The sequence below is a fragment of the Nonomuraea sp. NPDC049624 genome (assembly GCF_040675255.1).
GTDB lineage: Bacteria > Actinomycetota > Actinomycetes > Streptosporangiales > Streptosporangiaceae > Nonomuraea.
In genome coordinates, this window is sequence record NZ_JBFAOR010000006.1 from 482585 (window position 1) to 505684 (window position 23100).

Sequence of the window (23100 nt, forward strand, 5' to 3'; positions counted from 1 at the left end):
CATTCGATCTACAGTCGTGTGACCGCTTCACCTCCTCGGGATTCTGATTACGCTGCCCTGGTGAGCGGACACGGGGCCGTAACCGGGGAGGACGCGTGAGCGACGACATCTACATCCGCCTGCTCGGCGCCGTTCACGCCGAACGCGGCCTCCAGCCCCTCGACCTCGGTCCCGCCAGGCAGCGGGCCACGCTCGCGATCCTCGCCTCGGCCGCCGCCCGGCCGGTCTCGGTGAACCGGCTCGTCCAGGGAATGTGGGGCGACGAGCCGCCGCGCAACGCCGAGCAGAGCGTCTACACCTACGTCGCGGGCCTGCGCCGCGTCTTCGAGCCCGGCCGCGGGCGGCGCGCCCCGTCGCGGCTGCTGCCGGGCACCGGCGCCGGATACGTCTTCGACATCGCTCCCCAGCAGGTCGACTCCGTGTGCTTCGCCGCGCGGCTCGACGACGCCCTGCGCTGCCGGCGTGAAGGCGACGACCGCCAGGCCGTGCGGATCCTGGACGAGGCCCTGGCGATGTGGCGCGGCACCGCGCTGAGCGGCCTGACCGGCCCGTTCGCCGAGCGGGAGCGCGCCAGGCTGGAGCTGTTACGCCTGACCGCGCTGGAGCAGCGGTACGAGAGCCTGTTACACCTGGGCCGCCACCACGAGCTCACCGACGACCTGCGCGACCTGACCGCCCGCCACCCGCTGCGCGAGCGCGTCCGCGAGCTGCTGATGCTGGCCCTCTACCGGTCGGGCCGCCAGGCGGAGGCGCTGGAGGTCTACGAGGAGGGCCGGGTCCTGCTCCTGGAGGAGCTCGGCCTGACGCCGGGCGAGGGGTTACGCAAGTGTCACCAGCTGGTGCTGCGCGGGGAGCCCGGACCGTGGCGCGGCGACGGGGTGCCGCACCAGCTCCCGCGCCATCTGGCCGGGTTCGTGGGCCGCTCCCGCGAGCTGGAGGAGCTGGAGCGGCGGCTGGCCCCGGACGGCGGGCGTCCGCCGACCCCGCTGGTGATCGTCTCCGGGCCGCCGGGCGTCGGGAAGTCCACGCTGGCCGCCCAGGTCGCCCACCTGGTCCAGGAGCGCTTCCCCGACGGGCAGCTCTTCGTCAACTGCCGCGGCGCCACCCCGGAACTGCCCGCGCTGACCGGGCTCGACCTGCTCGGCCGGTTCCTGCGGGGGCTGGGGGTGGCGGCCGACGCCGTGCCGGCCGACCTGGACGAGGCGGCGGCGATGTGGCGCAGCCTCCTGCACGGCCGCCGGGTCCTCGTCCTGCTGGACGACGCCGCCGACCTGGCGCAGATCCGCCCGCTGCTGTCCACCCCCTTCGGCACCGCGCTGCTGGTGACCAGCCGCGAGAGCATGACCTGGGGCGAGGACTCCTACCAGCTCGAACTCGGCCGGATGTCCCCCGCGGAGTCGGCCGCGATGCTGGCCGGGCTGGCCGGGGAGGAGCGCGTGCGGGCCGGCGCGGGCGACACCGCCGAGCTCGTACGGCTGTGCGAGGGCCTGCCCCTGGCGCTGCGCATCGCGGGGGCCCGCCTGGCCAGCCGCCCCGACTGGAGCATCGCGACGATGGCCGGCCGCCTGGGCGACGAACGGCGGCGGCTGCACGAGCTGGTCGCCGGCGACCTGGCCGTACGGTCCAGCCTGGCGGCCGGCTACACCGCGCTGGAACGCAGCCCCCGCCCCCTCGACCGGCTGGCCGCCCGCACGCTGTCCCTGCTGGGCCTGCTGCACGTGCCCGAGATCACCGCCGAGGCGGCCGCCACGCTGCTCGACTGCGACCCCGCCGACGCCGACCTGGCCCTGGAACGGCTGGCCGACGCGCACCTGCTCGACCGTCCCAGGCCGGGCCACTACCAGCTGCACGACCTCGTCCGGCTGTTCGCGGGCGAGCTGCGCCCACCCGACCCCAAGAAGCCGGTCCTGCGCGCGCTCGCGTACTACACCGCCTCCACGCACCTGGCCAGCGGCGTCCTGGACCCGCACCGCGTCCGGCGCGGCACCGCTCCGGAGTCGGCCGCGCACATGGTGGCCGGGCGCGAGGAGGCGACGGCCTGGCTGCTGGAGGAGGAGGCCGTCCTCGCGGCCGCGGCCCGCCAGGCGTTGTCCGCCGAGGACGACGACATCGCCGCGATGGGCGTGGCGCTCACGCTCGCCCTGGAATGGGCCTACCAGCGCAGCTACCGGACGCTGGAGATGATCGAGCTCAGCTCCATGGCCCTGACCGTGTGCGAACGGCTCGGCGACGCGGAGAGCACGATGCACGCGCGGGGTCTGCTCGCCAACGCCCTGCGCATGCAGGGGCGGATAGAGGAGGCCGTCGAGCACCTGCGGGCCGAGCTGGCCCTCGCCAGACGGCTCGGCGACGCCTTCTCCGAGCAGCGCGCGATGGGCAACCTCGCCAACGCGTACTTCAACGGCGGCCACTACGAGCAGGCGATCGGCTGCGCCGAACAGCAACTCGCCATCGCCGACCTCATCGGCGCGCGGGTCGGCGCCCGGTACGCCATGCTCATCATCGGCGAGGCCCGTCAGGCCCTCGGCCGGGCGGAGGAGGCTCGCGAGATCCTGAGCTCGGCCCTGTCCGAGGCCGAACAGGTGGGCGACAAGACCCATCAGGCGCAGCTGCGCGCCGTCCTCGGCCGGGTGCATCTGGATCTGGGCGAGCCGGAGCACGCCCTGCCCCACTACCTCATCGCCCTGGAGCTGATCGAACGGGCCGGCTACCGCGTGGGACGGGTGCGCGACCTGGTCGGGTTGTCGCGCACGTACCGTGCCATGGGGGAGCTCGACCTGGCGCTCGCGCACGTCACCGAGGCGGTGGCCGGGGCCGACGGGCTGGCGGAGTGGGAGAGGGAGGCCAGGGAAGAGCAGGCCGCCGTGCACGAGGCCCGCGCGAGGCACCGGTGACCGACGGCGTGGCCATCCGCCTGCTCGGCCCGGTGACGGGCGTGCTCGACGGCCGGGAGATCGATCTGGGGGCCGCGCGCCAGCGGGCGGTCGTCGCCATGCTGGCCTCTCCCCCGGACCGCGTCGTGACCATGGGACAGCTGGTGGAGGGCCTGTGGGGCGCGAACCCGCCGGCCAGCGCCGGGCAGAGCATCTACACGTACGTGGCCGGGCTGCGGCGCACGCTCGACCCCGGACGCAGGCCGGGCCAGCGGTCCAGGGTGCTCGTCGGCGAGGCGGGCGGATACCGGCTGCTCGTCGATCCGCGCCAGGTGGACTCCTGCGTCTTCGCCGAGCTGCTGGAGACGGTCGACGTTCGCGGGCCGGACGACGACGACGCCCTGCGCACACTGGACCGGGCGCTGGCGCTGTGGCGGGGCGTGGCTCTGAGCGGCCTGACCGGCCCGTTCGCCGAGACCGAGCGCATGCGGCTGGACGAGCTGTTCCTCGGCGCCACCGAGAGGCGCGCCGAGCTGCTCATCCGCCTCGGCCGGGCCCGCGAGGCCATCGCCCCGCTGCGCGAGCTGACCGGCCGCCACCCGCTGCGCGAACGGCTGCACGAGCTGCTCGTCCTGGCCCTGGACGGCGACGGCCGCCAGGCGGAGGCGCTCCAGGCGTTCGAGGAGGCCAGGCGCGTCCTCGACGCGGAGCTCGGCGTCCTGCCCGGCGAAGGGCTGCGCGCGGCGCACAAACTGCTGCTGTCCGGGGGCGAGGAGGAGCCCGAGCCGGCCCGTCCCGCCGTCCCCCGGCAGTTGCCGCGCGATCTCATCGGGTTCGTCGGCCGGGCCGCGGAGACGACCTGGCTGAGATCTCTGCTGTCGCCGGCGGACGGCCCTCCGCACCCGTTCGTGGTGATCTCGGGGCCGCCCGGCGTGGGCAAGTCGGCGCTGGCCGTCCACGTGGCACACCAGGTCGAGGGCCGGTTCACCGACGGGCAGCTCGCCGTCGGGCTGCGCGGCGGCACGCCGGGCGTCTCCCCGCTGCCGCCCCATGAGATCGCGGGGCGGCTGTTGCGCGGCCTCGGCGCGGCCAACGAGGAGATCCCCGCCGACCTGGACGAGGCCGCCGCGCTGTGGCGCAGCAAGCTGCACGGCAGGAAGCTGCTGGTGCTTCTGGACGACGCGGCCGGTCTGGCGCAGGTCAGGCCGTTCCTGCGCACCCCGCTGGGCGTCACCCTCCTCGTGACCAGCAGGGAGTCCTTCAGCGCCGGGGACGACTGCGTGCAGCTGCGGCTGGGCCGCCTCACCTCGTCCGACGCCGCGGTCATGCTCTCGGGGCTGGCCGGCGCCGACAGGGTGCGGGCCGACGCCGAGCGGACCGCCGCCCTGGTGAGACTGTGCGACGGTCTCCCGCTGGCGCTCCGGATCGCCGGCGCCCGCCTCGCCGACCACCCCGGGTGGAGCCTGGGCGCGCTCGCCGACCGGCTCGCCGACGAGCGAGGCCGCCTGCGCGAGCTGGCGGCCGGGGACCTGGCCGTGCGCTCCAGCCTCGCGAGCAGTCACCACGGCCTGGCCACCGGTTCCCGCCCGCTCGATCGGCTGGCCGCCCGCGCCCTGCCGCTGCTGGGGCTGCTGCACGTGCCCGACGTGACGGCCGAGCTGACGGCGATGCTGCTCGGCAGCTCCGTCGAGGAGGCGGAGCGGGCCCTGGAGCGGCTGGCCGACGCGAACCTCCTCGAACGGGCCCATGACCGGCGTTACGCGCTTCACGACCTGGTCAGGCTCTTCGCCGGCGAGCTGCGCCCGGCGGACTGGAAGGAGGCCCTGCTGCGAACCTTGTCCTATCTGGCCGCGTCGGCGCGGTCGGCGAGCGTCACCGTCGACCCGCACCGGGTGCAACTCGCCCGGCACGTCGAGGGGCCCGTCCGGGAGCACGCGGACGCCGGGCGGGCGGCGGCCTGGCTGCGTGCGGAGCGGCAGGTGCTCAACGCGGCGGCCGTCCAGGCTCTGGACTCGCCGGACGACGACCTGGCGGAGCTGGGCGTGACGCTGACCTTCGCGCTCCTTTGGCAGCAGCAGCGCGAGCACGCGGGTCAGGAGATGATCGATCTCAACGTGCCGGCCCTGCGGGTGTGCGAGCGGCTCGGCGACGAGCGCCTGGCCCTGGTCGCGCACGACAACATCGCCAACGGCCTGCGCCTGACGGGCCGGGCCGAACAGGGGGTGCCGCACCTGGAGGCGGCGCTGGAGCTGGCGGCCAGGATCGGCGACTCCTTCGGCGAACTGCGCGCGCTCGGCAACCTCGCCAACCTCCACGTCACGGCGCAGCGCTACGTGAAGGCGCTGCCCTACGCCGAGCGCCAGCTGGACGTGGCACGGGCGACCGGCTCGCAGGTCGGTGTCCGCTTCGCCCTCATCGTGATCGGCAAGAGCCTGCTCGGCCTGGGACGTGCCCGCGAGGCGTACGAGCCGCTTTGCGAGGCCCTGGACGGAGCCCTCGCGGCGGGCGACGACACCCATGAGGCGCATGTCCGCCTGGCGCTCGGCGATGTCCTGATCCAGCTCGGCGACCCCGAGCACGCCCTGGAGCACCTGCGGGTGGCGCAGTCCCTGCTCGGCTCGACAGGTCACCGGTTCAACGTGAACGCCCTCATCTCGCTGTCGCAGGTGTCGCGCGCGCTCGGCAGGCTCGACGAGGCCCTGTCCTACGCCGACGACGCGGTGCGCGTCACGGAGCGGTTCGGTTACCTGTCCTGGGAGAAACGGGCCAGGGACGAGCAGGCGGCCGTCCGGGCGGCGATGAGCATCGCGGCGGGCCGTTCATGAGCGCGCCCGGTCTCGGTCTGCGCTTCCTCGGGCCGGTCTCGTGCGCCGTCGACGGCATGGAGGTCGATCCTGGGCCGCCGCGGCAGCAGGCGGTCCTGGCGATGCTCGCGGCCGCCCCTGGGCGGGTGGTCACCAAGGAGCGGCTGTTCGAGGGGCTGTGGGGCGATCGCCCGCCGTCGAGCGCCCGGCAGAGCGTCTACACCTACGTCGCGGGGCTCAGGCGCGCGCTGGAACCGGACCGGAACCCGGGTGAGCGGCCGGGCCTGGTGGTGAGCGCCGCGGGCGGGTACCGGTTGCTGGTCGAGCCGGACCGCGTGGACGCGATCGCCTTCACCCGTCTCACCGAGACGGCGCACAGGTCGGCCGCGGCGGGCGCGCAGGCGGAGGCGCTGCGGGCCTACGACCGGGCGCTGGGGCTGTGGCGCGGACGCCCGCTCGGCGACGTGCCGGGGCCCTTCGCCGAGGCGGAGCGGGCCAGGCTGGAGGACCTGCACGCGGGCGCGGTCGAGGGGCGGGCCGCGGCCAGGATCCTGCTCGGCGCGCCGCACGAGGCCGTCCCCGAGCTCAGGTCCCTGATCGCCCGGCATCCGCTGCGCGAGCGCCCGTACGAACTGCTCATCCTGGCGCTGGACGCCTGCGAGCGGCGGCCGGAGGCGCTGCGCGTGTACGCGGAGGCGCGGCGGGTCCTCAGCGACCGGCTGGGGGTGGGGCCCGCGACGGGCGTGCGGCAGGCGTACGCCCTGGTGAGCGCTCGAACCACAGCCGGCGGGGAGGCGGTGCCGGCCCCCAGGCAGCTGCCGCGCGATCTCCTCGGCTTCGTGGGCAGGCCGCGCGAGATCGCCCACCTCCGGGGCCTGCTCGCCCCCGATGACGACACCGGGCCACGTCCGCCGGTCGTGATCTCGGGGGCGCCGGGCTCCGGCAAGTCCGCGCTGGCTGTGCGCGTCGCGCACGCCGTACGGCACCGCTTCCCGGACGGGCAGGTGTTCGTCAACCTCCGCGGCGGGACGCCGAACGTGCCGCGGCTGAACCCGCAGGAGATCGTCGCCCGGCTCCTGCGCGCGATCGGCACCCGCAACGAGGAGGTGCCGCCCGGCCTGGACGAGGCGGCGGCCCTGTGGCAGGCCAGGTCCGCGTCCAAGAGGCTCCTCGTGCTCCTGGACGACGCCGCCGACCCGGAGCAGATCCGCCCGCTGCTGCCGCCGCCGGCCGGCGTCTCCGTCCTCGTGACCAGCAGGGACTCGTTCAGGGCGGAGGACGATCTCGTCCGGGTCCGGCTCGGCCGGCTCTCGTCCGCCGAGGCGGGAACGATGCTGGCCAGGCTGGCCGGGGAGGGCCGGGTCGGCGCCGACCCCGCCGGCACCGCGTCGCTGATCCGCCTGTGCGACGGGCTGCCGCTGGCGCTGCGCATCGCCGGGGCGCGCCTGGCCGACCGCCCGGACTGGACCGTCGGCGAGCTGGCCGGCCGGCTGGCCGACGAGCGCACCCGGCTGCAGGAGCTGGAGGCGGGCGACCTCGCGGTCCGGTCGGGGCTGGCGGCGAGCTGGAGCCATCTCACGCACAGCGAGCGCGCCGTCGATCGGGCGGCCGCGCGGATGCTGGCCCTGCTCGGGCTGCTCCACGTCCCCGACCTCTCGGTGGACGCGGCCGCCCGGCTGGCCGGCGTGCCCGAGGGGGAGGCCGGGCGCGCGCTGGACCGCCTCGGCGACGCCCACCTGATCGAACGGGACGCGCGGGACCGCTTCCAGTTGCACGACCTCGTCCGGGTGTTCGCCGGCGAGCTGGTCCCCGCCGAGGACCGCAAGGCCCCGCTGCTGCGGGTGTTCGCCTACTACGCGGTCAGCCTGCGGTCGGCCGCCCGTACCGCGGACCCGAACCGGGTCCACCCGACGCACCTCGCGGTGGCCGGTCCGGGCCGCGCCTTCCGGGACGCCGCCGAGGCGAACGCCTGGATCGAGCAGGAGGAGGCCGTCCTGCTGGCCGCCGCGGCCCAGGCCATGGCCGACCCGGACGATGACCTCGCCCGTACGGGGGCCGCCATCGGCCTGGCCATGTTGTGGCCCCAGCAGAAGGCCTACCGGGTGGCCGATCTGATCTCCGTCGGCAACCAGGCGCTGTCGGTGGCCGAGCGCCTCGCCGACGACGAGACCGCCATGCACGCCCACAGCCAGGCCGCGGCCGGCGAGTACTTCAAGGGCGACCTCACCGCCGCACTGGACCACCTCGACCGGCACCTGACCCTGGCCAGACGGCTCAACGACCGCTTCGACGAGCAACGGGCCCACGGCAACCTGGCCGCCACGTACGTGAAGGCGCAGAGGTACGACCTGGCCCTCGAACACGGGCTGGCCCAGCGCGAGATCGCCCGGGAGATCGCCTCGGAGGTCGGCGAGCGGTACGCCCTCCTGCAGATCGGCAACGCCTACCGGCACCTGGGCCGTCTGGAGGAGGCGGCGCTCGCGCTGGAGGAGGCGGCGGCGATGGCCGGGCGGGCCGGCGACGCCTCGCTGGAGGCGCACATGCGCCACGCGCTCGGCGGCCTCCAGCTCGACCGCGGTGACCTGGAGGCCGGGCTCGCCCAGCTCGGACGGGCGCTCGACCTCGCTGTGGCGGGCGGTACGAAGCTCCTGCAGGTGCAGTGCCTGATCCAGCTCGCCCGCGCCAACCGGCTGCTGGGGCGGCGCACGGTGGCGGCGGAACGCCTGGCCGAGGCGGAGTCCCTGGCGCTGGCCCTGGACAGCGCGTCCTGGCTGGAGCGCGTCGCCGAGGAGCGGGCGGCGGGCGCGGCGGACCGGGAGAGGTGAGGTCAGGCGGGTGGGGTGGTGTCGCGGAGGGCGAGGAAGAAGTCGACGCGGTCGGACATCGCCGACAGGTTCCTGCCGGTCAGCTCCTCGATCCTGCGGACGCGGTACCGGACCGTGTTGACGTGCACGTGGAGCCGTTCGGCGCAGGCGTTCCACGAGCCCGAGCAGTCGAGGAAGACGTCGAGCGTGCGCACGAGGTCCGACTGGTGGCGGCGGTCGTAGGCGAGCAGCGGGGACAGCAGCCGGTCGGAGAAGGAGCGGCGCACGTCGCCGGGCACGGTGGCCAGGAGCAGCGCGTGGGTGTAGATCTCGTCGCTGGTGACCACGCCGCCGTCGCGGGCCTGCGCCAGCCGCCTGGCGTGCCCGGCCTCCTCCAGGCCGCCCTTGAGCGCGGCGGCGCCGGTCAGCGCGCCGCTCAGGCCGACGCTCAGGCGGGTGCCGGGCAGCGCGGCCAGCACGGCGGCCCCGGCCCGCAACCGCGCGGCCAGCTCCCCGGCGCTCCTCCCCCGCAACGCGACCACCGCCACCGCCCCGCCGCCACTTCCCTGAGGCGGCTCGGCGGGGACGGGGGCGGCGACGACCTCGCGGGCCAGCAGTTCCTCCAGGATCCGGCCGCCGAGGACGGCGGGAGCGGGGCCGGGCGGGGTCGTCGGGCCCGGATCGGCTGCGCCGGGGGCGCCGGGGGGTGCGGCGATGGCGGCGGGGGGCGCGGCGGTGGCGCTGACCACGGCGTACGGCTCGTCCGCGTCGATACCGCAGGTGCGCAGCCGGGCGTTGAGGTCGGCCGCGTCGGACTCGGCCAGGGCGGCCGCCACGAGCTGCCCGGCCAGGCGGCGCTCGACCCGGCGGCCCTCCTCCAGGCGGCCGCGTTCGAGCGCCACGCAGGCGGCCAGCTCGTAGCCGAGGTCGGCGCGGCCGAGCAGGTCGCCGTCGCAGGCCAGGACCCAGCCGGCCGCCCGGTGGCCGCGTCCGACGGCGAAGAGCGTCGCGCCGCCGGCCAGCGCGGGCAGCCGGGGCGCGGTCAGGTACGCCCTGGCCAGCCCCGCCGGATCGGCGGCCGTACCGACGACCACCTCACCGCACGCGGACAGGACGGCGCCCGTGACGCCCAGCTCGGCGGCGGTCAGCTCGAACAGCCCGCGCAGGTCGGCGCCCTCGGCCAGGGCCGCCACGAGCCTGCGGTGACGCCCGAGCGCGTCGCGCACGTCGCCGGACAGCCGGGGCGCGACCAGCTCGGCCAGCGTGCGGAAGGAGACCTCGACCGGCACCTCGACCAGCGGCAGCCCGGCCTGCCCGCAGGCCGAGACGAGGTCGGCGGGCACGTGCCCGAGCCGGGCCGCGCCCGCGCCGAGCGCGGACACCCCGCACTCCACCAGGGCGGTGACGAAACGGGCGGAGTCGGCGGCGGTGTCGCGCCACATCAGGCCGGTCAGCACCAGCTCGCCGCCGGACAGGTAGCGCCCCGGCTCGGGCAGGTCGGTGATGTGGACCGTGCCGAACTCGCGCTCCGGGTCGCCGGCCAGCAGCCTGAGACCCAGCTCGTCGATCGCCAGCAGGTCACTGATGCGCACTTGGAGGAATATACAAGCCCGCTCTGTCAAGCGATGACCGGGATTTCACGTCACGGGCATAGGACGCCCGGCCGGGCCGGTGCTCTACTCGGAGGATGACGGAGACGGTCCACCCCACCAGGTCCGAAGGCGTCGGCGAGGGGGTCGGCACGAGCGCCCGGCGGCCGGACGCGACGCTGAAGGTGACCGGCGAGTTCGCCTACGCCTCCGACCTGTGGCTCGACGGCATGGTGTGGGGCGTGACGCTGCGCAGCCCGCACCCGTCGGCCTGGATCCGGTCGATCGACGTGGGCCCGGCGCTGCGGATGCCGGGCGTGCTGGCCGTCCTGACGCACGAGGACGTGCCCGGCGAGAAGTTCTACGGGCTCGACCACAAGGACCAGCCCGTGCTGGCCATCGACCAGGTCCGCCACCAGGGCGAGCCGGTGGCGCTGGTGGCCGCCGACCATCCGGAGACCGCGCGCAGGGCCGCGCGGGCCGTCGTGGTCGACTACGAGCCGCGCCCGGCGGTGACCGATCCGCGCGAGTCGCGCGAGTACGTCAGGCGCCAGCCGGTGCGCAAGGGCGACACGTTCGAGGCCGAGGTCGTCGTCACCGGCGAGTACGAGGTCGGCATGCAGGACCAGGCGTTCCTCGGCCCGGAGTCGGGGCTCGCGGTCCCGGCCGAGGACGGCGGCGTGGACCTGTACATCGCCACCCAATGGCTGCACGTGGACCGCGACCAGCTCGCCCCCTGCCTGGGCCTGCCGCCGGAGAAGGTACGGCTGACGCTGTCGGGCGTCGGCGGCGCGTTCGGCGCCCGCGAGGACCTGTCGATGCAGGTGCACGCGTGCATGCTGGCCCTGCGCCTGAACCGCCCTGTCAAGATCGTCTACGGCCGCGAGGAGTCGTTCTTCGGCCACGTGCACCGCCATCCGGCCCGGATGCGCTACGAGCACGGCGCGACGCGCGACGGCAGGCTCGTCTACGTCAAGGCCGACATCCTGCTGGACGGCGGCGCGTACTGCTCCTCCTCCCCCGCCGTGGTCGGCAACGCCGCCTCGCTGGGGGCCGGGCCGTACGAGGTGCCGAACGTGTGGATCGACGCCGCGGGCGTCTACACCAACAACCCGCCGTGCGGGGCGATGCGCGGGTTCGGCGCGGTGCAGGCGTGTTACGCCTACGAGTCGCAGATGGACCGGCTGGCCGAGGCGTGCGGCCTGTCGCCGGTCGAGATCCGGGTGCGCAACGCCGTCTCCCAGGGCTCGGCGCTGGCGACCGGCCAGGTGATCGACTCCCCCGCGCCGCTGGCCGGCATGTTGCGCGAGCTGGAGGCCATGCCGCTGCCCGCGCCGCGCACGGGGGCGGACCTGCGGGCGCTGCCGGGCGGGGTGTCCCAGACCACGCACGGCGAGTCGGTGCGGCGCGGGATCGGCTACGGCGTCGGCATCAAGAACATCTGCTTCTCCGAGGGCTTCGACGACTACTCCACGGCCCGGGTGCGGGCCGAGCTGGTCGGCGGCGAGCCGCGGGTCACCGTGCACACCGCCGCCGCCGAGGTGGGCCAGGGCCTGGTCACGGTCCAGGCCCAGATCGCGCGCACCGAGCTGGGCATCGAGGAGGTGACGGTGGCGACCGCCGACACCGCCGTGGGCTCGGCGGGCTCGTCGTCGGCCTCGCGGCAGTCCTACGTGACGGGCGGCGCGGTCAAGGCGGCCTGCGAGGCGGTGCGCGAGCGGTTCGGGGGGCTGCCGCCGCGGGAGGCGCTGGCCAGGTTCGGGCCGATCGAGGAGACCCGGGAGTACCGGCACCGGCCCACGAAGCCGATGGACCCGGTGACCGGGCAGGGCGACTCGCACACGCAGCTCGCGCTGTGCGTGCACCGCGCGGTGGTGGACGTGGACGTCGAGCTCGGGCTGGTCAAGGTGGTGGAGCTGGCCGCGGTGCAGGACGTGGGCAAGATCATGAACCCGCAGGCGCTGGAGGGCCAGATCCACGGCGGCACGGCCCAGGGCCTCGGGCTGGCGCTCATGGAGGAGATCCAGATACGCGACGGCCGCGTGCTGAACCCGTCGTTCACCGACTACCTGATCCCCACCATGCTCGACATGCCGCCCATGCAGCTGAAAATCCTGGAAAATCCGGACCCGTCGGCACCGTACGGCCTCCGGGGCGCCGGCGAGCCGCCCACGCTCTCCTCCACCCCGGCCGTGGCCGCCGCCGTACGCGCCGCGACCGGGCTCCGGTTGACTCGCGTTCCGATCAGGCCGGAAGATATCGCCTTGTCCAATCACGGGGAGGTATCCGATGGCGAGCGGTCGTGAAGCCGCCGAGGCGGAGTTCAGTCGCTTCGACACCGACGGCGACGGTCTGCTGACCGCGGCCGAGATCAGGCAGGCCAACGAGGCGCTGGGGGTCCACGGCGCCTCCGAGGAGGAGATCGAGGCGTTCATCAACGCGGCCGACACCGACGGCGACGGCCGGATCGGCCTGGAGGAGTTCGTCGGCCTGGTCGGCCACGGGCGGCACGAGAAGGCGTGATCATGTCCCCCGCCGGGTAGGTGACCCGCATTCCCCTCGATCATGACGAGGGGGACGTGTGGTGCTCGACAGACTCTTCGAGCTGACCGGGCGGGGGACGACCGTCGGACGCGAGGTCCGCGGCGGCCTGACCACGTTCATGGCGATGGCCTACATCATCCTGCTCAACCCGATCATCCTGGCCGGCGCGACGGACGTCACCGGCGCCCGGCTGTCCATCGCCGAGCTGACCACCTCGACCGCGCTGGCGGCCGCGATCTCCACGCTGCTCATGGCGTTCGTCGGCAACGCGCCGTTCGCGCTGGCCGCCGGGCTCGGGCTGAACGCGGTGGTCGCCTACCAGGCCGCGCCGCACATGACCTGGCCGCAGGCGATGGGCCTGGTCGTGCTGGAGGGCGCGGTCATCATCGTCCTGGCCGTCACCGGCCTGCGCACCCTGATCATGAACGCGATCCCGCTGGCGCTCAAGCACGCGATCAGCGTCGGGATCGGCCTGTTCATCGCCCTGATCGGCCTGGTGGACGCGGGTTTCGTCGCCCGGGGCACCGGCACCCCCGTGCAGCTCGGCGCGACCGGGCACCTCACGGGCTGGCCGGTCACGCTGTTCTGCTTCGGCCTGCTGCTGATGATCGTCCTGTACGTGCGCAGGACCCCGGCCGCCATCCTCGTCAGCATCGCGGTCACCGCGGTCCTGGCCGTCGTGGTCAACTCGCTGGTGCCGGTTCCCGCCAAGGAGTGGGGGGTGGTCGTGCCGCACATGCCCGAGTCCCTGGTCGCGGCGCCGAGTTTCGGGCTGGTGTGGCAGTTCGACCTGTTCGGCGGGTTCGCCAGGGCGGGCGCGCTGACCGCGACCGTGGTGCTGTTCACGCTGGTGTTGTCGGGCTTCTTCGACGCGATGGGCACGATCATCGGCGTCAGCGACGAGGCCGGGCTCGTGGACCAGGTCGGACGGGTGCCGCGGCTGGGCCGCATCCTGACCGTCGACGGCGTCGCGGGCATGATCGGCGGCTCGGTCAGCGCCTCGGCCAACACCGTCTTCGTCGAGTCGGCCGCCGGTGTGGGCGAGGGGGCGCGCACCGGTCTGGCCAGCGTCGTGACCGGGGCGCTGCTCGGGCTGACGCTGCTGTTCACGCCGATCGCCGCGGTGGTGCCGGCGGCCGCGGCGGCGCCCGCGCTGGTGCTGGTCGGGGCGCTGATGATGACGCAGTCCAAGAACGTGCCCTGGACCGACATCGAGCTGGCCGTGCCGGCGTTCCTGACGATCGCGCTGATGCCGTTCACGTACTCGATCACGAACGGGGTGGGGGCCGGGGTGATCTCGTACACGCTGATCAAGGCGGCCAGGGGCCGGTTCGCGGAGATCCCGTGGCTGTTGTGGGCCGTCTCGCTGGTCTTCCTGGCCTACTTCGGCATCGACGCCCTCCGGGCCCTGTTCGGCTAGCGGATGTCAGCGCTGTTGCAGGCCACGCCGTTGTGGTCGAGGTCGGGATACCAGGAGTACTCCTCGTGCCGCCCGCGCGTGTAGGGGCCGTCGCCGGCGGCCTGGGCCTCCTTGCAGCTGGCGTACCGCTTGTCGGGGACGCGGGCGACGCCCGCGGGGGCGGTCGTGCCGGTGGTCGCGGTGCCCTGGCCGGTGTCCGTGGGCTGCTGCGGCTGCTGGTTCGGCGGCTGCTGGTCCGTGGGCTGCTGCTGGTCCGTCGGTTGCTGGTTGGTGGGCTGCTGGGGCTGCTGGTCGGTGGCCGGCTGGGACGGCTGCGGCTGGGACGGCTGGGACGGCGACGCGCCGAGTATCCGGACCACCAGCGCGTCGGCCTCCTCCTTGGTGAAGCCCGCGATGCTCAGGCTGTCGCCGTCCATGCTCTGGGTGACGACCGGCGCGGCCAGGACCGTCTTCGGCGTCTGCTCGCCTTCGGGCGCCAGCACGATCGCGACCTGCCGCTGCGTGGGCTGGAGCTCGTCGATGAGCCGCACCAGCCGGCTCTTGAAGACGGGCGCGACCGCGATGCGCACCGAGTAGGAGTTGTCGGTGCCCCGGACGGCCTCGATCCGCTGCACGGCGCCGACCGTGACGCCGTCCTCCAGGAGGTAACAGGTGGTCTGCTGCTCGTCGAGCACGGCCGGCTCACCCGGGCAGGGCGCGGTCTTGGTCTCCTTGACCGGCGCGAAGTGGATGGGCGTGGCCAGGCGCTGCGGCGGCGCGCCGCCGAGCAGCGGGCTGTCGGGGCTCTTGGTCATCAGGACGGCGACCGTGCCGAGCACGCCCGCCACGACGACGACCAGCACCAGCGAGACGGTCAGCACGAGGGTGGTGAGACGGCTGGCCTTCGGCTCCTCCGGCTCGGCCGGCTCTTCCGGCTCCGCGGGAGGCGCCTCTACCGGTCTGTCCATCGTTGACGACCCCATCCTGACGTTCGGGCTGCCGGTGAGCTTATCGAGGACGGGCAGCAGCGGGGTAATCAGCCGAAAAATCCTCACCCATCTGTGAGATCGGAGGAAAAATGGAAATGAGAACGCAGGTTGGCGACAACTTTCCACGCGAACGAGGGATGACCCCATGAAGGTCGGAGTTCCCCGCGAGGTCAAGAACAGCGAGTACCGCGTCGCACTCACCCCCGCGGGCGTCCACGAACTGGTACGCCACGGGCACCAGGTCCACGTCGAGCGGCAGGCGGGCCTCGGCTCGGCCATCCCGGACGAGGACTACGCCGCGGCGGGCGCCGTCATCGCGCCGCACGCCGACGAGGTGTGGGCCACGTGCGACCTGATCATGAAGGTGAAGGAGCCGGTGGCCGAGGAGTACCACCGGATGCGCAAGGGCCAGATCCTGTTCACCTACCTCCACCTGGCCGCCTCGGGCCCCCTGACCAGGGCCCTGCTCGACTCGGGCGTCACGTCCATCGCCTACGAGACTGTGCAGAACAGGGACGGCTCGCTGCCCCTGCTCGCCCCGATGTCGGAGGTGGCCGGACGGCTGGCGCCGCAGGTCGGCGCGTACCACCTGATGCGCTCGCAGGGCGGCAGGGGCGTGCTCATGGGCGGCGTGTCCGGTGTGCGGGCGGCGAACGTCGTGGTGATCGGCGCCGGGGTGTCCGGCATGAACGCCGCCGCCATCGCGCTCGGCATGCAGGCCGAGGTGCTGCTCCTCGACCGCAACATCGACAAGCTCCGCCAGGCGGACATGATCTACCAGGGCCACTGCCAGACGGTCGCGTCGAACACCCTGGAGATCGAGAAGGCCGTGCTGGAGGCCGACCTGGTCATCGGCGCGGTGCTGGTGCCGGGGGCCAAGGCGCCCACGCTGGTCACCGACGACCTGGTGAGCCGGATGAAGCCGGGCTCGGTGCTGGTGGACATCTCGATCGACCAGGGCGGCTGCTTCGAGGGCTCGCGGCCGACCACGCACGCCGAGCCGACGTACCGGGTGCACGAGTCGGTCTTCTACTGCGTGGCCAACATGCCGGGCGCGGTGCCGCACACCTCGACGTTCGCGCTGACCAACGTGACACTGCCGTACGCGCTGGCCGTCGCCGGCAAGGGGTGGCGCGAGGCGGTCCGTACGGACGCCGCCCTGGCCGCGGGCGTGAGCACCCACGAGGGACGCCTGACCAGCCGGCCGGTGGCCGAGGCGCACGGCCTGGAGTGGACGCCGCTGGAGGAGGTGCTGGCCTGAGCCGCGGCCCGCTGGCCGGCGACCTCCGGCGGAACCCCGGACAGACGTCGAGGGCCCGGCCGGAGCCGGGCCCTCGACATCTCGCGAAGGGGTGTTACTTGGACTGGCTGGGCGAGGGCGCCAGCGTCTCCATCGGGGTGTTGCCCGTCGGCGCGGGCGGCAGCGGAGCCTGGTCGGCCGTGGTGGTGATGGCGTCCTGGCCGCCGCAGATGGCGCCCGGCTCGGGGGTGTCACGGCCGTTCTGGTACTTCTTGATGAAGGCCGGGAGCTTCGGGTCGGACGGGTCCTGGAGCTTGAGCTGGTGGCCCCACGTCGAGGCGACGATCGGCGCCGGCAGGCCCGGGTAGGGGCTGACCAGCATGTAGTCCTGCTGGCCGGTGGAGGTGGCCACTTCCTTCAGCGCGTCGAGCTGCGCCTTGGGCAGGTCGGGGCGGTAGGTGATCCAGACCGCGCCGTGCTCCAGCGAGTGCACCGCGTGCTCGTTGTGGATCGGCTTGTCGTAGACCGCGCACTGCTGCCAGTAGTTGTTGTGCTCGCCGCCGACGGGCGGGGTCTCTTTGTAGGTGACCGTCTTGGCGACGTGCTGGCCGGCCTCGTACTTGTAGTTGGCCACCGCGTCGAGCGAGGTCGCGCGCGCCTGGTTGACCAGGTAGACGCCCACCACGCCGACGAGGAGCACGACGATGAGACCGCCCGTCCCCCACATGAGCAGTGCGGCGCGGCGTTGTTTGCGCTGCTGCTCGGCCCGCATCTTCTGCAGATGCTCGCGCCTCGCCTGCGCCTTCTCCTTCGTCATCGTCCCTCCAACGGCTACCTGACTCCGGTCACCCTATGCCCTACCGGCGTATGCGGAGAATAAGAGGCGCATAAGCGTCGGATCACAGCTTGCGCGGGCATGGGTACGCTGGACGAGCCATGGAAAAGCCCGCCAGAAAACCCGTTCTGATCGTCTGCGCCGTGCTGGTGCTCCTCGCCGCGGCGTTCCTGCTGTTCGGCCGCGACTCCACGCCCGGCGACTCCTCGCCCGAAGCCGGGTTCGCCCGCGACATGGCCACGCATCACGCGCAGGCCGTGGAGATGGCGTTCGTCATCCGGGACAAGAACCCGGCCAAGGAGATCAGGAACCTCGCCTTCGACATCATCACCACGCAGTCCAACCAGCGCGGCATGTTCCAGGGCTGGTTGCAGCAGTGGGGTCTCGACCAGGCGACCGACCAGCGGCCGATGGCCTGGATGGCGGGCCACGGCCACGGCGCCACGCCGGCGACGCCCGGCACCGCCCCCGGCACGATGCCGGGCATGGCCTCGCCGCAGGAGCTGGCCAAGCTCAAGGAGCTGCAGGGCGTCCAGGCCGAGGTGCTGTTCCTGCAGCTCATGATCCGCCACCACGAGGGCGGCGTGGAGATGGCCGAAGGGCTGCTCAAGCTGTCCAAGCGGGACGAGGTGGCCGGCATGGCCCAGAAGATCGTCCAGGGGCAGAGCGGTGAGATCAAGCTGATGACCGACCTGCTCAAGCAGCGGGGCGCGCAGCCGTACCCGTCGATCCTGGCCTCCTGAACCCCGCCCGGGGCGGCGTGAGAGGCTGGAGGCCCGGAGCGCGGAAGGGCGGGCGCCATGATCACCGCAAGGGCTGAGACGGTCGTCGTGGGGTCGGGCCCCAACGGGCTGATCGCCGCGGTCATGCTGGCCCGCGCCGGGCGCGAGGTGCTGCTGCTGGAGGCCGCCGACCGGTTCGGCGGCGGGCTGCGCTCCGGCGAGCTGACGCTGCCCGGCCGGGTGCACGACCTGGGCGCCACCGTGATGGCGATGGCGCTGGCCTCGCCGGCGTTGCGGGCGCTCGACCTCAAGGGGGTCGAGTTCGCCCATCCCCCGGTGGCCGCGGCCCATCCGCTCGACGACCGTCCGGCCGTGCTGCTGCACCGCGACGCGGCCCGTACGGCTGAAGGGCTCGGCAGGGACGGCCGGATCTGGCAGGCGACCGCGGGCGCGGCGGCGCGGGCCGGGTTCCCGCTGGTGGAGGTGCTGCTCAGCCCGCTCGGGCCGTGGCGGGCCGGGCCCCGCACGTTCGCGCGGGCGGCCGGGTTCGGGGCCGCGGCCGTGCTGCCGGCCACGACGTTCGGCCGGCGGGCGCTGCGCACCGTCGAGGGGCGGGCGCTGCTGGCCGGGCTGGCCGCGCACTCCATGCTCGACCTGCGCTCCCCCGTCAGCGCCGGGTACGGGCTGGTGCTCGGGGCGCTGGCCCACCTGGTGGGCTGGCCGGTGGTGCGCGGCGGCTCGCAGGTGCTGGCCGACGCGCTGGTGGCCGAGCTGCGTTCGCTGGGCGGCGAGGCGGTGACCGGCCACCGGGTCGAGCGGCTCGACGAGCTCGACGCCCGGACGGTGGTGCTCGACGTGACGCCCCGGCAGTTCCTCGCGATGGCCGACCTGCCCGCCGGTTACCGCCGCGGCCTGCGCCGCTACCGGTACGGGCCCGGCGTCTTCAAGCTGGACTGGGCGCTCGACGGCCCGGTGCCCTGGCGTGACCCGGAGGTCGCGCGGGCCGGGACCGTGCATCTGGGCGGGACGCTGGAGGAGATCGCGCTCGCCGAGGCGGAGGTCGCCGCCGGACGGCACTCGCCCCGCCCGTACGTGCTGGTCGTGCAGCCGTACGCGGCCGATCCGACCAGGGGCGGGCACACGCTGTGGGCCTACTGCCACGTCCCCAACGGCTCGGCCGTGGACATGACGGACGCCGTCGAGGACCAGATCGAGCGGTACGCGCCCGGCTTCCGCGACCGGGTGCTGGCCAGGCACGCCACCGGCCCCGCCGCCCTGGAGGCGGGCAACCCCAACCTGGTCGGCGGCGACATCGGCGGCGGGCTCAACGACCTGGTCCAGCTCGTGCGGCGGCCGGTCTGGTCGGCCGCGCCGTGGCGCACCCCGCTGCCGGGGGTGTTCCTCTGCTCGTCCTCGACGCCGCCGGGGCCCGGCGTGCACGGGATGGGCGGCTGGCAGGCCGCCCGCCTGGCCACGCAGGCGGAGCGGCACGCCTCCTGACCGCCGGTCAGGCCCGCATCTCCTCGGCGACCGCCGCCGCGAACGCGTCGACGTCCGCCTCGGTGGTGTCGAAGGCGCACATCCAGCGCACCTCGCCGGTCGCCTCGTTCCAGGTGTAGAAGCGGAAGCGCTTCTGCAGCCGCTCGGTGACGTCCGCCGGCAGGATCGCGAAGACCGCGTTGGCCTCCACGGGCCGGGGCAGCCTGACGCCCGGGATGCGCCCCACGGCCTCGGCCAGCCGCCGCCCCATGGCGTTGGCCTGCCGCGCGTTGCGCAGCCACAGGTCGCCCGAGAGCAGCGCCTCGAACTGCGCCGAGACGAACCGCATCTTGGACGACAGCTGCATGAACGTCTTGCGGATGTAGTCGACGCCGGTGGCCGCCGACGGGTTGAGCACCACGACGGCCTCGCCGTACAGCAGGCCGATCTTGGTGCCGCCGAAGGAGAGCACGTCCACGCCCGCGTCGGTGGTCAGGGCCCGCATCGGCACGTCGAGCGCGGCGGCGGCGTTGGTCAGCCGCGAGCCGTCGAGGTGGACGAGCAGGCCGAGCTCGTGCGCGTGGGCGCAGATCGCGGCGATCTCCTCGGGCGTGTAGACGGTGCCCCACTCGGTGGTGTTGGAGATGGACACCACCTTGGGCTGGGCCCGGTGCACGTCGCCGAAGCCCCACGCCTGGCGGTCGATCAGCTCGGGGGTGAGCTTGCCGTCGGGCGTGGGCACGGTGAGCAGCTTGATGCCGCCCGCCACCTCGGGGGCGCCGCCCTCGTCGGTGTGGATGTGGGCGCTCTCGGCGCAGATGACCGCCTCCCAGTGGGCGGTCATCGCGCGCAGCGAGACCACGTTGGCCGCCGTGCCGTTGAAGACCGGCCAGGCCCGCGCCCCGTCGCCGAAGTGCCGCTGGAAGACCTGCTGCAGCGCCTCGGTGTAGACGTCGTCGCCGTAGGCGATCTGGTGACCGCCGTTGGCCTGGACGATGGCCTGGAGGATCTCCGGGTGCACGCCGGCGTAGTTGTCGCTGGCGAACGCCTTGAGCTGGGGGTCGTGCCGGGGGATCAAGAAGTGAGGTCCAATCGGGTGCCGTTGATGTCTGCGGCGGGGCGGTCGTAGAGGCCGGCGATCGCCGCCGCCAGGTCGCCGACGTCGGTGAAGCCGGGGAACTTCGCCTCCGGCTTCGCGGCCCTCATCGCGTCGTTGACCAGGGCCTTCACCACCAGTATGACCGCTGCCGCGTTCGTGTCGGACAGCGCGTCGGCCAGGGAGAGCGTCCAGGCCTCCGAGGCCGCCTTGGCCGCCGCGTAGGCCGCGCCGCCCGCCGTGGGCCGCTGGGCGGCCTTGGCGGAGATGATCACGAACCGGCCGTTGTCGCTCTTGCGCAGCAGCGGCTCGAAGGCCAGCGACACGTGCTGGAGCGTGCGGATCAGCAGGTCGTGCAGGGCGTCCCAGTCCTCCAGGCGGGTGTCGGCGAACGTGCGCGAGCCGCGCCAGCCGCCGACCAGGTGGACCACGCCGTCGACCCGGCCGTGCTCGGCGTCGATCCGGGCCGCGAGGTCCTGGACGGCCGCGCGGTCGAGCAGGTCGACGTCGTCCTTGTCGACCCCGATCACGGTGTGCCCCTGCTTGCGGAAGTGCTCGGAAACGGCTTCCCCGGTGGGGCCGCCGGCCCCCGTCACCAGGATGATCATGCGCGGATCCCCTTAGTCGACTCGACCACGTCTGTCAGCTTACGGCGCAGGGCCTCGTAGAACATGCTGAGCGGGAACTCGTCCGGCAGCACCGCGTCCACCTTGGCCTTCTGCTCCTCGGGCAGGGCCTGGACGCCCTTGGCCCACACCGAGCCGGGGGCCGGCGGCACGTACGCGCTGACCAGCTCGTGCGCGGCCAGCCAGTGGGCCAGCTTGGACCGGTCGATGCTGTCGCGGTACAACTTCTCGACCTCGCCCCGCAGGTCGGCCACGCCGTCCGCGACCCGCTCCCAGTCGATCGTGAGCCGGTTGTCGGTCCAGCGGATGACGTCGTTGCGGTGCAGGTACGCGAACAGCAGCTGGCCGCCCAGCCCGTCGTAGTTGCGCACCCGGTCACCGGTGACCGGGAACCTGAACAGCCGGTCGAACAGGATGGCGAGCTGCACGTACCGGGCGTGCGGCACGCCCTTGCCCTCCAGCTCCACGGCCTCGCCGAACGCCGTCAGGTCGCAGCGCAGCTCCTCCAGCGAGTACAGCCAGTACGGCATCCGCTGCTTGATCATGAACGGGTCGAACGGCAGGTCGCCATGGCTGTGCGTGCGGTCGTGGATCAGGTCCCACAGCACGAACGTGTCCTGGGCGAGCTGCTGGGAGTCCAGCAGGCGGGCGGCGTCCGGCGGCAGGTCGAGCCGGAGCGTGGCGGCGGCCGCCGCCGAGACCCGGCGGAACCGGGCGGACTCGCGGTCGGCGAAGATGCCGCCCCAGGTGAAGCGGGCCGGCGCCTGGCGCACCGCGACCGTCTCGGGGAACAGCACGGCCGAGTGGGTGTCGTAGCCGGAGGTGAAGTCCTCGAAGGCGATCGGCACGAACATCGGGTTGTCGTAGCCGCCCGCCTCCAGCCGGGCCAGCCAGTCGGGCCAGATGGTGCGGATCCAGACGGCTTCGAGGTTGCGGTTGAGGTTGCCGTTCTGGGTGTACATGGGGAACACCACGACGTGCTCCAGGCCGTCCACGCGCTGGGTGTCGGGGTGGAAGAGGTCCAGGGCGCGCAGGAAGTCGGGCACGCCGAGGTCCTGCTCGGCCCAGGCGGCCAGGTCGTCCTGGACGGCTTGGAGGTACGCGGCGTCATGGGGGAAATAAGGCGAAATTTCGCCCACCCGGCGGCCGATCTCGGCGACCAGCGCCTTGGCCCGCTCCTTCTCCTCCGGCACCGAGCCGTCCTTGACCTGCAGCGGGCGCAGCTCCTCCACGGCCTCCTTGAGCCGGGCGAACAGCGCGGCCTTGGCCTCGTCCCGGGAGCCGGCGGCCTCGTCGCCGCCGGGGACGCGGGCGGCCCAGGTGATCACGTTGCCCCAGAGCCTGCGGTGGTCGTAGTCCTCGATCGAGTCGTCGCCGAACAGGTCGGAGTCGGCGAACACGACGACCCGGCCCTTGCCGTGCCGCAGGGCGACGGCCAGCGGCGCGCCCGCCGGGTCGGCGGTGGCCGAGGTGGCGAACAGGACCGTCGCCTCCTGCGGGGCGGTCAGCACGCCCGAGCGGTAGAAGCAGGCCCGCTGCACGCCGGCCAGCACGCCGTCGCCCGTGGCGCGCTCGGCCAGCACCCAGGTGGCGACCTCGCGGTGGGCGTTCCTCGGGTCGCGCACGGTCGTGTGACCGACGCCGACGCCGAAGCGGGCGAGCAGCTCGGCGACGTTGTTGCCGTACTTGTCCTGCTCCTCCTCGGCCAGCACCACGAGCCCGCCGCCCTCGGCCACGAACGCCTCGACGGCGTCCAGCTCGGCGGGGGCGAAGACGGGGCTGCCGTGGCCGGTGGTGCGCTCCCACCGGTCGCCGGACGGGTGGGCGATCACCAGGACGTCCTGGCCGGCCAGCGCCCCGGCCGTGAGGGCGCCCTCGGTGTGGGCGAGCACGTCGTGCCCCAGATGGCGCAGCGCGGCGGCCGCGCGCGCGTAGCTGTTGTCGTCGGGGTGGGCGGGATTGATGGTCTCGGCGACGTCGCGGCGGATGGTCCACGACTCGCTGTGGGCCTCGTCGAACAGCACGCGGGGGAACGATGGCATGAAATATCTCCTGTTGCTACCGCCTTCTCACGGAAAATATACACATACGTACCCCCCT

Annotated in this window: 15 protein-coding genes; 9 read left to right on the forward strand and 6 right to left on the reverse strand. The window is 73.7% G+C overall.

Translation table 11 applies throughout. The features are described 5' to 3' along the window. The first annotated feature begins 95 nt into the window (after positions 1–95). The 3 genes from AB0J76_RS26965 to AB0J76_RS26975 are packed head-to-tail and all read left to right on the forward strand — an operon-like array spanning position 96 to position 8502. A complete protein-coding gene (locus tag AB0J76_RS26965; protein WP_352323871.1) occupies positions 96–2894 on the forward strand; it encodes a BTAD domain-containing putative transcriptional regulator in 2799 nt (932 codons plus the stop codon). Beyond that, positions 2891–5698: a BTAD domain-containing putative transcriptional regulator gene (locus AB0J76_RS26970; RefSeq protein ID WP_352323872.1), complete on the forward strand. Its 2808-nt coding sequence runs from the start codon at positions 2891–2893 to the stop codon at positions 5696–5698. The genes AB0J76_RS26965 and AB0J76_RS26970 overlap by 4 nt, the downstream gene beginning before the upstream one ends. Beyond that, positions 5695–8502, forward strand: a complete 2808-nt coding sequence (locus tag AB0J76_RS26975) for a BTAD domain-containing putative transcriptional regulator (RefSeq protein WP_352323873.1) — start codon at positions 5695–5697, stop codon at positions 8500–8502. The genes AB0J76_RS26970 and AB0J76_RS26975 overlap by 4 nt, the downstream gene beginning before the upstream one ends. 2 nt (positions 8503–8504) lie before the next feature. On the opposite strand, the gene AB0J76_RS26980 is transcribed toward AB0J76_RS26975, so the two are convergent. Next, positions 8505–10073 (reverse strand): helix-turn-helix domain-containing protein, encoded by a 1569-nt coding sequence (locus AB0J76_RS26980; RefSeq protein WP_352323874.1) that lies wholly within the window; start codon positions 10071–10073, stop codon positions 8505–8507. A 95-nt stretch (positions 10074–10168) separates the two neighbouring features. Here AB0J76_RS26980 and AB0J76_RS26985 point away from each other — a divergent pair, with 95 nt between their 5' ends. From AB0J76_RS26985 to AB0J76_RS26995, 3 genes are all read left to right on the forward strand, one after another. Continuing rightward, on the forward strand, positions 10169–12376 hold the full coding sequence (locus AB0J76_RS26985; RefSeq protein WP_352323876.1) for a molybdopterin cofactor-binding domain-containing protein: 2208 nt from the start codon (positions 10169–10171) through the stop codon (positions 12374–12376). Further along, on the forward strand, positions 12360–12593 hold the full coding sequence (locus AB0J76_RS26990; protein ID WP_352323877.1) for an EF-hand domain-containing protein: 234 nt from the start codon (positions 12360–12362) through the stop codon (positions 12591–12593). Before AB0J76_RS26985 ends, AB0J76_RS26990 begins: the two co-directional genes overlap by 17 nt. 61 nt (positions 12594–12654) lie before the next feature. After that, positions 12655–14034, forward strand: a complete 1380-nt coding sequence (locus tag AB0J76_RS26995) for an NCS2 family permease (protein ID WP_352323878.1) — start codon at positions 12655–12657, stop codon at positions 14032–14034. Here the strand turns inward: AB0J76_RS26995 and AB0J76_RS27000 are convergent. Continuing rightward, a complete protein-coding gene (locus tag AB0J76_RS27000) occupies positions 14031–14981 on the reverse strand; it encodes an excalibur calcium-binding domain-containing protein (protein WP_352323879.1) in 951 nt (316 codons plus the stop codon). The genes AB0J76_RS26995 and AB0J76_RS27000 overlap by 4 nt on opposite strands. A gap of 166 nt (positions 14982–15147) precedes the next feature. Between AB0J76_RS27000 and ald the strand changes: the two genes are divergently transcribed. Further along, entirely contained in the window at positions 15148–16263 is a 1116-nt protein-coding gene (gene ald, locus AB0J76_RS27005; protein ID WP_352323880.1) for an alanine dehydrogenase, read from the forward strand. A 94-nt stretch (positions 16264–16357) separates the two neighbouring features. Here the strand turns inward: ald and AB0J76_RS27010 are convergent, their stop codons facing one another. Beyond that, the gene (locus AB0J76_RS27010) at positions 16358–17059 is read right to left on the reverse strand and encodes a DUF3105 domain-containing protein (RefSeq protein ID WP_352328500.1); all 702 of its coding nucleotides are present in this window, start codon (positions 17057–17059) and stop codon (positions 16358–16360) included. 119 nt (positions 17060–17178) lie between these two features. Between AB0J76_RS27010 and AB0J76_RS27015 the strand changes: the two genes are divergently transcribed. Both AB0J76_RS27015 and AB0J76_RS27020 read left to right on the forward strand, forming a co-directional pair. Beyond that, positions 17179–17820: a DUF305 domain-containing protein gene (locus tag AB0J76_RS27015; RefSeq protein WP_352328502.1), complete on the forward strand. Its 642-nt coding sequence runs from the start codon at positions 17179–17181 to the stop codon at positions 17818–17820. Positions 17821–17877: 57 nt separating this feature from the next. Beyond that, complete coding sequence (locus tag AB0J76_RS27020) at positions 17878–19299, forward strand: NAD(P)/FAD-dependent oxidoreductase (protein ID WP_352328503.1); 1422 nt, start codon at positions 17878–17880, stop codon at positions 19297–19299. Between the two features lie 7 nt (positions 19300–19306). On the opposite strand, the gene AB0J76_RS27025 is transcribed toward AB0J76_RS27020, so the two are convergent. The 3 genes from AB0J76_RS27025 to AB0J76_RS27035 are packed head-to-tail and all read right to left on the reverse strand — an operon-like array spanning position 19307 to position 23042. Beyond that, entirely contained in the window at positions 19307–20356 is a 1050-nt protein-coding gene (locus AB0J76_RS27025) for a low specificity L-threonine aldolase (protein WP_352328505.1), read from the reverse strand. Beyond that, positions 20353–20982, reverse strand: a complete 630-nt coding sequence (locus AB0J76_RS27030; protein WP_352328507.1) for an SDR family NAD(P)-dependent oxidoreductase — start codon at positions 20980–20982, stop codon at positions 20353–20355. The genes AB0J76_RS27025 and AB0J76_RS27030 overlap by 4 nt, the downstream gene beginning before the upstream one ends. Further along, complete coding sequence (locus AB0J76_RS27035; RefSeq protein WP_352328509.1) at positions 20979–23042, reverse strand: DUF6421 family protein; 2064 nt, start codon at positions 23040–23042, stop codon at positions 20979–20981. The genes AB0J76_RS27030 and AB0J76_RS27035 overlap by 4 nt, the downstream gene beginning before the upstream one ends. Between the last annotated feature and the right edge of the window lie 58 nt (positions 23043–23100).

Coding starts and splice junctions, on each gene's coding strand:
- AB0J76_RS27010 (WP_352328500.1), bottom strand. CDS start 17,059: ATGACGAAGGAGAAGGCGCAGGCGAGGCGCGAGCATCTGCAGAAGATG.
- ald (WP_352323880.1), top strand. CDS start 15,148: ATGAAGGTCGGAGTTCCCCGCGAGGTCAAGAACAGCGAGTACCGCGTC.
- AB0J76_RS26985 (WP_352323876.1), top strand. CDS start 10,169: ATGACGGAGACGGTCCACCCCACCAGGTCCGAAGGCGTCGGCGAGGGG.
- AB0J76_RS27000 (WP_352323879.1), bottom strand. CDS start 14,981: ATGGACAGACCGGTAGAGGCGCCTCCCGCGGAGCCGGAAGAGCCGGCC.
- AB0J76_RS26975 (WP_352323873.1), top strand. CDS start 5,695: ATGAGCGCGCCCGGTCTCGGTCTGCGCTTCCTCGGGCCGGTCTCGTGC.
- AB0J76_RS27035 (WP_352328509.1), bottom strand. CDS start 23,042: ATGCCATCGTTCCCCCGCGTGCTGTTCGACGAGGCCCACAGCGAGTCG.
- AB0J76_RS27030 (WP_352328507.1), bottom strand. CDS start 20,982: ATGATCATCCTGGTGACGGGGGCCGGCGGCCCCACCGGGGAAGCCGTT.
- AB0J76_RS27015 (WP_352328502.1), top strand. CDS start 17,179: ATGGAAAAGCCCGCCAGAAAACCCGTTCTGATCGTCTGCGCCGTGCTG.
- AB0J76_RS26990 (WP_352323877.1), top strand. CDS start 12,360: ATGGCGAGCGGTCGTGAAGCCGCCGAGGCGGAGTTCAGTCGCTTCGAC.
- AB0J76_RS27020 (WP_352328503.1), top strand. CDS start 17,878: ATGATCACCGCAAGGGCTGAGACGGTCGTCGTGGGGTCGGGCCCCAAC.